This is a genomic window from Pseudomonas sp. HMWF021, assembly GCF_003061005.1.
In the GTDB taxonomy this organism is placed as follows: Bacteria; Pseudomonadota; Gammaproteobacteria; order Pseudomonadales; family Pseudomonadaceae; genus Aquipseudomonas.
Window position 1 is genome coordinate 12,759 of record NZ_QAIK01000079.1, and the last position, 9,369, is coordinate 22,127.

Annotated in this window: 5 protein-coding genes; 4 read left to right on the forward strand and 1 reads right to left on the reverse strand. The window is 61.0% G+C overall.

Going from position 1 to position 9,369, the window contains the following annotated elements:
• Positions 1-382: 382 nt before the first annotated feature.
• The 3 genes from gltB (at position 383) to hemE (ending at position 7,595) form a co-directional block, all read left to right on the forward strand.
• Positions 383-4,828: a glutamate synthase large subunit gene (gltB, locus tag DBR18_RS10655; RefSeq protein WP_108590287.1), complete on the forward strand. Its 4,446-nt coding sequence runs from the start codon at positions 383-385 to the stop codon at positions 4,826-4,828.
• Positions 4,829-4,861: 33 nt separating this feature from the next.
• Positions 4,862-6,280, forward strand: coding sequence for an FAD-dependent oxidoreductase (locus DBR18_RS10660; RefSeq protein ID WP_007909438.1), 1,419 nt, complete (start codon positions 4,862-4,864; stop codon positions 6,278-6,280).
• Between the two features lie 247 nt (positions 6,281-6,527).
• Positions 6,528-7,595, forward strand: coding sequence for a uroporphyrinogen decarboxylase (gene hemE / locus DBR18_RS10665; RefSeq protein ID WP_007968321.1), 1,068 nt, complete (start codon positions 6,528-6,530; stop codon positions 7,593-7,595).
• 133 nt (positions 7,596-7,728) lie between these two features.
• On the opposite strand, the gene DBR18_RS10670 is transcribed toward hemE, so the two are convergent.
• A complete protein-coding gene (locus DBR18_RS10670; protein WP_108590288.1) occupies positions 7,729-9,003 on the reverse strand; it encodes an MFS transporter in 1,275 nt (424 codons plus the stop codon).
• A gap of 118 nt (positions 9,004-9,121) precedes the next feature.
• On the opposite strand from DBR18_RS10670, the gene DBR18_RS29045 reads away from it, so the two are divergent.
• Positions 9,122-9,369: LysR family transcriptional regulator (locus DBR18_RS29045; RefSeq protein ID WP_256588667.1), on the forward strand; the 248-nt coding region annotated here is incomplete at its 3' end.

Below are 9,369 nucleotides of genomic sequence, written 5' to 3' on the forward strand. Positions count from 1 at the left end.
AGCGTCCAACAGGAACTGGCAACAACTCGCTGAAGATTCGGCGGCCTTACCCAGGCCGCCTCTCCAAGCACCTCAAAATTTCTACAAGTGCGCGCTTCCTTCCAGGTCGCGTGCCTTGTGGTGTCTGCGTCACAGTAGTCTTTGAGTCGTTGCGGTCAGAATTAAAAAAGTTTTGACTAGCACAGCATATCGCTTTAAACCTTTCACAAATGCGACATAGATTTGCGACATTTCGTCGTCAAATTTGTGAGCGTCTGTGTCGCTGTGTACAATGACCACCCTTTTGCCCCCGCAAAGCCGGCGTACGTTCGGCGCGGTCAGCAAGTGGTTGAATTGAAAAGAAATTTGCCTCGAAAAGAGGCAGCCTGGTGAGAAAGTGTCTATGAAAGCAGGTCTGTACCAACCAGATGAATTCAAGGATAACTGCGGTTTCGGCCTGATAGCCCATATGCAGGGCGAGCCCAGTCATACCCTATTGCAAACGGCCATCGAGGCCCTGACCTGCATGACCCACCGCGGTGGGATTAATGCCGACGGCAAGACCGGTGACGGTTGCGGTCTGCTGATTCAAAAGCCTGATGCGTTCCTGCGTGCGATTGCCCAGGAAACCTTCAGCGTCGAGCTGCCCAAGCAATATGCCGTGGGCATGGTCTTCTTCAACCAGGATCCGGCCAAGGCCGAAGCTGCTCGCGAGAACATGAACCGCGAGATCCTTGCTGAAGGCCTGCAACTGATCGGCTGGCGCAAAGTGCCGATCGACACCAGCGTCCTCGGCCGCCTGGCCCTTGAACGCCTGCCGCAGATCGAGCAGGTGTACATCGGCGGTGAAGGCCTGAGCGATCAGGACATGGCGGTCAAGCTGTTCAGCGCCCGTCGTCGCTCGTCGGTGGCCAACGCCGCCGACACCGACCACTACATCTGCAGCTTTTCGCACAAGACCATCATCTATAAAGGCCTGATGATGCCGGCCGACCTGGCCGCGTTCTATCCGGACCTGGGTGACCAGCGCCTGCAAACCGCGATCTGCGTGTTCCACCAGCGCTTCTCCACCAACACCTTGCCGAAATGGCCGCTGGCCCAGCCATTCCGCTTCCTCGCCCACAACGGCGAGATCAACACCATTACCGGTAACCGTAACTGGGCGCAGGCCCGTCGGACCAAGTTCAGCAACGATCTGATGGATCTGGAAGAGCTCGGCCCGCTGGTCAACCGTGTCGGTTCCGACTCCTCGAGCATGGATAACATGCTGGAGCTGATGGTCACCGGCGGCATCGACCTGTTCCGTGGCGTGCGGATGATCATTCCGCCAGCGTGGCAGAACGTTGAAACCATGGACCCGGATCTGCGTGCGTTCTACGAGTACAACTCGATGCACATGGAGCCGTGGGACGGCCCGGCCGGCGTGGTGATGACCGATGGTCGTTACGCGGTGTGCCTGCTCGACCGTAACGGTCTGCGTCCGGCGCGCTGGGTCACCACCACCAACGGTTTCATCACCGTTGCGTCGGAAATCGGCGTCTGGAACTACCAGCCGCAAGACGTGATCGCCAAGGGCCGTGTCGGCCCGGGCCAGATTCTCGCCGTGGACACCGAAACCGGGCAGATCCTCGACACCGACGCGATCGACAACCGTCTGAAGTCCCGTCATCCGTACAAGCAATGGCTGCGCAAGAATGCCCTGCGCATCCAGGCGACCATGGAAGACAACGACCACGGTTCGGCGTTCTACGACGTCGATCAGCTCAAGCAGTACATGAAGATGTATCAGGTCACGTTCGAAGAGCGCGACCAGGTGCTGCGTCCGCTTGGCGAGCAAGGCTACGAAGCCGTCGGTTCGATGGGCGACGACACGCCGATGGCCGTGCTGTCGCAGCGTGTGCGCACGCCGTACGACTATTTCCGCCAGCAGTTTGCGCAGGTCACCAACCCGCCGATCGACCCGCTGCGCGAAGCAATCGTGATGTCGCTGGAAATCTGCCTCGGTGCCGAGCGCAACATCTTCCAGGAATCGCCGGAGCACGCCTCGCGCGTGATCCTCAGCTCGCCAGTGATTTCGCCGGCCAAGTGGCGCTCGTTGATGAACCTCGACCGCCCGGGTTTCGAGCGGCAGATCATCGACCTCAATTACGACGAAAGCGTCGGCCTCGAAGCGGCGATCCGCAACGTTGCCGATCAGGCTGAAGAAGCCGTGCGTGCCGGTCGTACCCAGATCGTTCTGAGCGACCGTCATATCGCCCCGGGCAAACTGCCGATCCATGCCTCCATGGCCACCGGTGCGGTGCACCATCGCCTGACCGAAAAAGGCCTGCGCTGCGACTCCAACATCCTCGTGGAAACCGCGACCGCACGCGATCCGCATCACTTTGCGGTGCTGATCGGTTTCGGCGCCTCGGCGGTCTATCCGTTCCTGGCCTACGAAGTGCTGGGCGACCTGATCCGCACCGGTGAAGTGCTGGGCGACCTCTACGAGGTGTTCAAGAACTACCGCAAGGGCATCACCAAAGGTCTGCTGAAGATCCTGTCGAAGATGGGCATCTCGACCATCGCCTCGTACCGCGGTGCGCAGCTGTTCGAAGCCATCGGCCTGTCCGAAGAAGTGTGCGAGCTGAGCTTCCGTGGCGTACCGAGTCGCATCAAGGGTGCGCGTTTCGTCGACATCGAAGCCGAGCAGAAAGCTCTCGCTACCGAAGCCTGGAGTCCGCGCAAGCCGATCCAGCAGGGCGGTCTGCTGAAGTTCGTCCACGGTGGCGAATATCACGCGTACAACCCGGACGTAGTCAACACCCTGCAAGCCGCCGTGCAGCAGGGCGACTACGCCAAGTTCAAGGAATACACCTCGCTGGTGGATAACCGCCCGGTGTCGATGATTCGCGACCTGTTCAAGGTCAAGACCCTCGACACGCCGCTGGACATCAGTGAAGTCGAACCGCTGGAATCGGTGCTCAAGCGCTTCGACTCCGCTGGTATCTCGCTGGGCGCACTGTCGCCGGAAGCCCACGAAGCCCTGGCTGAAGCCATGAACCGCCTCGGTGCGCGTTCCAACTCCGGCGAAGGCGGTGAGGACCCAGCACGTTACGGCACCATCAAAAGTTCGAAAATCAAGCAGGTCGCGACCGGCCGTTTCGGTGTCACCCCGGAATACCTGGTCAACGCCGAAGTGCTGCAGATCAAGGTCGCTCAGGGCGCCAAGCCGGGCGAGGGCGGGCAACTGCCAGGCGGCAAGGTCAACGGGCTGATCGCCAAGCTGCGTTACGCAGTGCCGGGCGTGACCCTGATTTCGCCACCGCCGCACCACGACATCTATTCGATCGAAGACTTGTCGCAATTGATCTTTGACCTGAAACAGGTCAACCCGAAGGCGCTGGTCTCGGTGAAACTGGTCGCGGAAGCTGGCGTCGGCACCATCGCCGCCGGTGTGGCCAAGGCCTATGCTGACTTAATCACCATCTCCGGCTACGACGGTGGCACCGGTGCATCGCCGCTGACCTCGATCAAGTACGCGGGCGCGCCGTGGGAACTCGGCCTGGCCGAAACCCACCAGACCCTGCGCGGCAACGACCTGCGCGGCAAAGTCCGGGTGCAGACCGACGGCGGCCTGAAAACCGGCCTCGACGTGATCAAGGCTGCGATACTCGGCGCCGAAAGCTTCGGCTTCGGTACGGCACCGATGATCGCCCTGGGCTGCAAATACCTGCGCATCTGCCACCTGAACAACTGCGCCACCGGCGTTGCGACGCAGAACGAGAAGCTGCGCAAGGATCACTACATCGGCACCGTCGACATGGTGGTGAATTTCTTCACCTACGTCGCCGAAGAAACCCGTGAGTGGCTGGCCAAACTCGGCGTGCGCTCCCTCGAAGAGCTGATCGGTCGCACCGATCTGCTGGAAGTGCTCGAAGGCCAGACCGCCAAGCAACACCACCTGGATCTGACCCCGCTGCTGGGCAGCGATCACATCCCGGCGGACAAACCGCAATTCTGCGGCGTTGAGCGCAACCCACCGTTCGACCAGGGCCTGCTGGCCGAGAAAATGGTCGACATGGCGACCTCGGCGATCAACGACCTCAGCGGCGCCGAGTTCGATCTGGACATCTGCAACTGCGACCGTTCGATCGGCGCACGGATCTCCGGCGAAATCGCACGCAAACACGGCAATCAGGGCATGGCCAACGCGCCGATCACCTTCCGCTTCAAAGGCACGGCCGGTCAGAGCTTCGGCGTGTGGAACGCCGGCGGCCTGAACATGTACCTGGAAGGCGACGCCAACGACTACGTCGGCAAAGGCATGACCGGCGGCAAACTGGTCATCGTGCCGCCGAAGGGCAGCGTCTATCAGACTCAGAACAGCGCCATCATCGGCAACACCTGCCTGTACGGCGCCACCGGCGGCAAGCTGTTCGCCGCTGGCACCGCAGGCGAGCGTTTCGCTGTGCGTAACTCCGGTGCCCACACGGTTGTGGAAGGCACTGGCGATCACTGCTGCGAGTACATGACCGGTGGTTTCGTCTGCGTGCTGGGCAAGACCGGTTACAACTTCGGCTCTGGCATGACCGGTGGTTTCGCCTACGTGCTCGACCAGGACAACACCTTCGTTGACCGGGTCAACCACGAACTGGTGGAAATCCAGCGGATCAGCGGCGAGGCGATGGAAGCCTACCGCAGCCACCTGCAGAACGTGCTGAACGAGTACGTCAAGGAAACCGAGAGCGAGTGGGGTCGTGAACTCGCCGAAAACCTTGATGACTACCTGCGTCGTTTCTGGCTGGTCAAGCCTAAGGCTGCCAACCTGAAATCGTTGCTTTCCAGCACTCGTGCCAACCCGCAGTGATATGCGCCTGAAGAGTTTGATGAGGTTTTAACAATGGCTGAACGTCTGAATAACGACTTCCAGTTCATCGATGTCGGGCGCAAGGATCCGAAGAAGAAACTGTTGCGTCAACGCAAGAAAGAGTTCGTCGAAATCTACGAACCGTTCAAACCCCAGCAGTCGGCCGATCAGGCCCACCGCTGCCTGGGTTGCGGCAACCCGTATTGCGAATGGAAGTGCCCGGTGCACAACTTCATTCCCAACTGGCTGAAACTGGTGGCCGAGGGCAACATCCTCCAGGCCGCGGAGCTGTCGCACCAGACCAACACCCTGCCGGAAGTCTGCGGCCGGGTGTGCCCGCAGGATCGTCTGTGCGAGGGTGCCTGCACCCTCAATGACGGCTTCGGTGCGGTGACCATTGGTTCGGTCGAGAAGTACATCACCGACACCGCGTTCGCCATGGGCTGGCGCCCGGACATGTCCAAGGTCAAACCGACCGGCAAGCGCGTCGCGATCATCGGTGCAGGCCCGGCGGGCCTCGGTTGTGCCGACGTGCTGGTGCGTGGCGGCGTGACCCCGGTGGTGTTCGACAAGAACCCGGAAATCGGTGGTCTGCTGACTTTCGGTATTCCCGAGTTCAAGCTTGAGAAGACCGTGCTGAGCAATCGCCGCGAAGTCTTCACCGGCATGGGCATCGAGTTCCGCCTCAACACCGAGGTCGGCAAGGACGTGACCATGGAGCAACTGCTCGCCGAATACGATGCGGTGTTCATGGGCATGGGCACCTACACCTACATGAAGGGCGGTTTTGCCGGTGAGGATCTGCCGGGCGTTTATGACGCGCTGGACTTCCTGATCGCCAACGTCAATCGCAACCTGGGCTTTGAAAAGTCGCCGGAAGATTTCGTCGACATGAAAGGCAAGAAGGTCGTGGTACTCGGCGGTGGCGACACGGCGATGGACTGCAACCGTACCTCGATCCGCCAGGGCGCCAAATCGGTGACCTGCGCTTATCGTCGTGACGAAGCGAACATGCCCGGCTCGCGCAAAGAGGTGAAGAACGCCAAGGAAGAGGGCGTGAAATTCCTCTACAACCGCCAGCCGATCGCCATCGTTGGCGAGGACAAGGTCGAAGGCGTGAAGGTGGTCGAGACCCGTCTCGGCGAACCGGACGCCCGTGGCCGCCGCAGCCCCGAGCCGATCCCGGGCTCCGAAGAGATCATCCCGGCCGACGCCGTGGTCATCGCCTTCGGTTTCCGCCCGAGCCCGGCGCCGTGGTTCGAACAGTTCGAAATCCAGACCGACAGCCAAGGCCGCGTCGTTGCGCCTGAGCAAGGTCAGTACAAGCACCAGACCAGCAACCCGAAAATCTTCGCCGGTGGCGACATGGTGCGTGGTTCCGACCTGGTGGTGACGGCGATCTTCGAAGGCCGCAATGCCGCCGAAGGGATCCTTGATTACCTGGGTGTCTAAACCCGTCTAGCTGACTGCAATGCAATACCTGTGGGAGCTGGCTTGCCAGCGATAGCATCACCTCGGTTAATCTGGCACACCGAGGTGTCCGCATCGCTGGCAAGCCAGCTCCCACAGTGTTTTGCGGTGTTGCAAAATCAGCATTCCAACGCAATAAATTGACCCGATAGACAAAAGGCTGACCTGCATCCGTGCCTTTTGCGTCGCGCTCTGAGAAAATGCCCGCACTTTTTTTCCGGATGCCGACATGACTGCCCTGAAGAACGACCGTTTCCTCCGCGCCCTGCTCAAGCAACCCGTTGACGTCACCCCGGTGTGGATGATGCGCCAGGCCGGCCGCTACCTGCCGGAATACCGCGCCAGCCGTGCCCAGGCCGGTGATTTCATGAGCCTGTGCATGAATCCGGAATTCGCCTGCGAAGTCACGCTGCAACCGCTCGACCGCTATCCGCAACTGGACGCGGCGATCCTGTTTTCCGACATCCTCACCATCCCTGATGCCATGGGCCAGGGCCTGTACTTCGAGACCGGTGAAGGTCCGCGCTTCAAGAAAGTCGTCAGCACCCTGGCCGATATCGAAGCCCTGCCGATCCCGGATCCGCACAAGGATCTCGGCTATGTGATGGACGCGGTCAGCACCATCCGCCGCGAGCTGAATGGCCGTGTGCCGCTGATCGGCTTCTCCGGCAGCCCGTGGACCCTCGCCACGTACATGGTCGAAGGCGGCTCGTCGAAAGACTTCCGCAAAACCAAGGCGATGCTCTACGACAACCCGCAAGCCATGCACCTGCTGCTGGACAAACTGGCGCAGTCGGTGACCTCGTACCTCAACGGCCAGATCCAGGCCGGTGCGCAAGCGGTGCAGATTTTCGATACCTGGGGCGGCAACCTGTCGGCGGCGGCGTATCAGGAATTCTCCTTGGCCTACATGAAGAAAATCGTCAGCGGCCTGATCCGCGAGCACGACGGGCGCAAGGTGCCGGTGATCCTGTTCACCAAGAACGGCGGCCTGTGGCTGGAAAGCATCGCCGAGGCTGGCGCCGATGCGCTGGGTCTGGACTGGACCTGCGACATCGGCAACGCCCGCGCCCGCGTCGGCGACAAGGTCGCGCTGCAAGGCAACATGGACCCGACCGTGCTCTACGCCAAACCGGAAGCGATCCGCACCGAAGTCGGGCGCATTCTGGCCAGCTACGGCAAGGGCAGCGGCCACGTGTTCAACCTTGGCCACGGCATCACCCCTGAGGTCGACCCGGAGCATGCCGGCGCGTTCCTGCGTGCGGTACATGAGTTGTCGGCGCAGTACCACGAGTGATCGCCACCCAATAAAAAACGCCCGGCTTATGCCGGGCGTTTTTTCAAGATCAAAAGATCGCAGCCTGCGGCAGCTCCTACATCGGGATTCGCATTTCCCTGTAGGAGCTGCCGCAGGCTGCGATCTTTTGCTTTTAAGCTTTCACACCGCCAAGAGGCGGCAACTTCGCCAGTTTCAACGCCACCAGCAGCGCCACCAGCAACAGCGCACCAATGAACAACCCAATCCCGTTCCAGCCGCCCAGATGCCAGAACACCCCACCCGCCGTCCCGGCAATGCTGGAACCTGCGTAATAACTGAACAGGTACAACGAAGACGCCTGCCCCTTGGCCTTGGTCGCGCGCCGGCCGATCCAGCTGCTCGCCACCGAGTGCGCGCCGAAGAAGCCGAAGGTGAAAATCAGCATGCCGACGATCACCAGCAGCAGCGGCGTGAACATGGTGAGCGCGAGGCCGGCGAACATCAGCGCAATCGTTGCCCATAGCACTTTGCGCCGCCCCAGTTTGTCCGCCAGCGAACCGATCTTCGCCGAGCTGTAGATGCCCGACAGGTACACCACCGAGAGCAAACCGACGAACACCTGATCGAGGTTGTAGGGCGCGGCCAACAGGCGATAGCCGATGTAGTTGAACAGAGTGACGAACGCGCCCATCAGCACGAACGCTTCAAGAAACAGCAGTGGCAGGCCGGCGTCACGAAAGTGCATGGTGAAGCCGTCGAGCAGGCTGCGCGGATGCAGCGAGCGCGAGCGGAAATTGCGCGACTCGGGAAGGATTTTCCAGAACACCGCTGCCGCGACCAGCGCCAGGCCGCCGATCACCAGCATCGCCGTGTGCCAGCTGACAAAGTCGATCAACACCCCGGTGATCAACCGCCCGCTCATCCCGCCAATCGCGTTGCCGCCGATGTACAGGCCCATCGCCAGACCAATGTGCTGGGGGTGGATTTCCTCGCTCAGATACGTCATCGCCACTGCCGCCAGGCCGCTCAGCGACAGCCCGATCAGCGCACGCATGATCAGCACACCGTGCCAGCTCGGCATCATCGAACTGGCGATGGTGCACAACGCAGCGGCGAACAGTGCCGCGACCATCACCGGTTTACGCCCGACGCGGTCGGAGATCGGCCCGGTGATCAGCAGACCGAAGGCCAGCATGCCGGTCGCCACCGACAGGATCAGGCTGCTCTGCGCGGCGTTGATCGAATATTCGTGGGACAGCAGCGGCATCATCGGCTGCACGCAATACAGCAAAGCGAAGGTCGCGAAGCCGCCGCTGAACAGTGCCAGCACCGTGCGCATGAACATCGGTGTGCCTTTTTCGATGTAGATCTCCTGCAGCTCGGCGACGACATCGTCTGCGGCGGCAGGCGGGATTTCATGGGCCAGGGGGGCGACAGCTGTTTTCACTTCAGACCTCGGAGGGCACGGCCAGGCAGGCAATGAAAAAATCATATAGCTGGCTAATGTTTCTATCCAATATATTGTTCGACCTGTTTGATAGCTTTAACGACCTAATGGGGTTTCCATGGAATTGCGTCATCTGCGCTACTTCATCGCCGTCGCCGAAGAACTGCATTTCGGCCGCGCGGCACAGGTGCTGGGGATCTCCCAGCCGCCGCTGAGCCAGCAGATTCAGGCGCTGGAGCAAGAGGTCGGCGCGCGATTGTTCGAGCGCACCAATCGTCGGGTCGAGCTGAGCGAGGCCGGGCGATTGTTTCTGGAAGAGGCGCGGCTGGTGCTGGCGCAGGTCGACAAAGCCGCGGATGTCGCCCG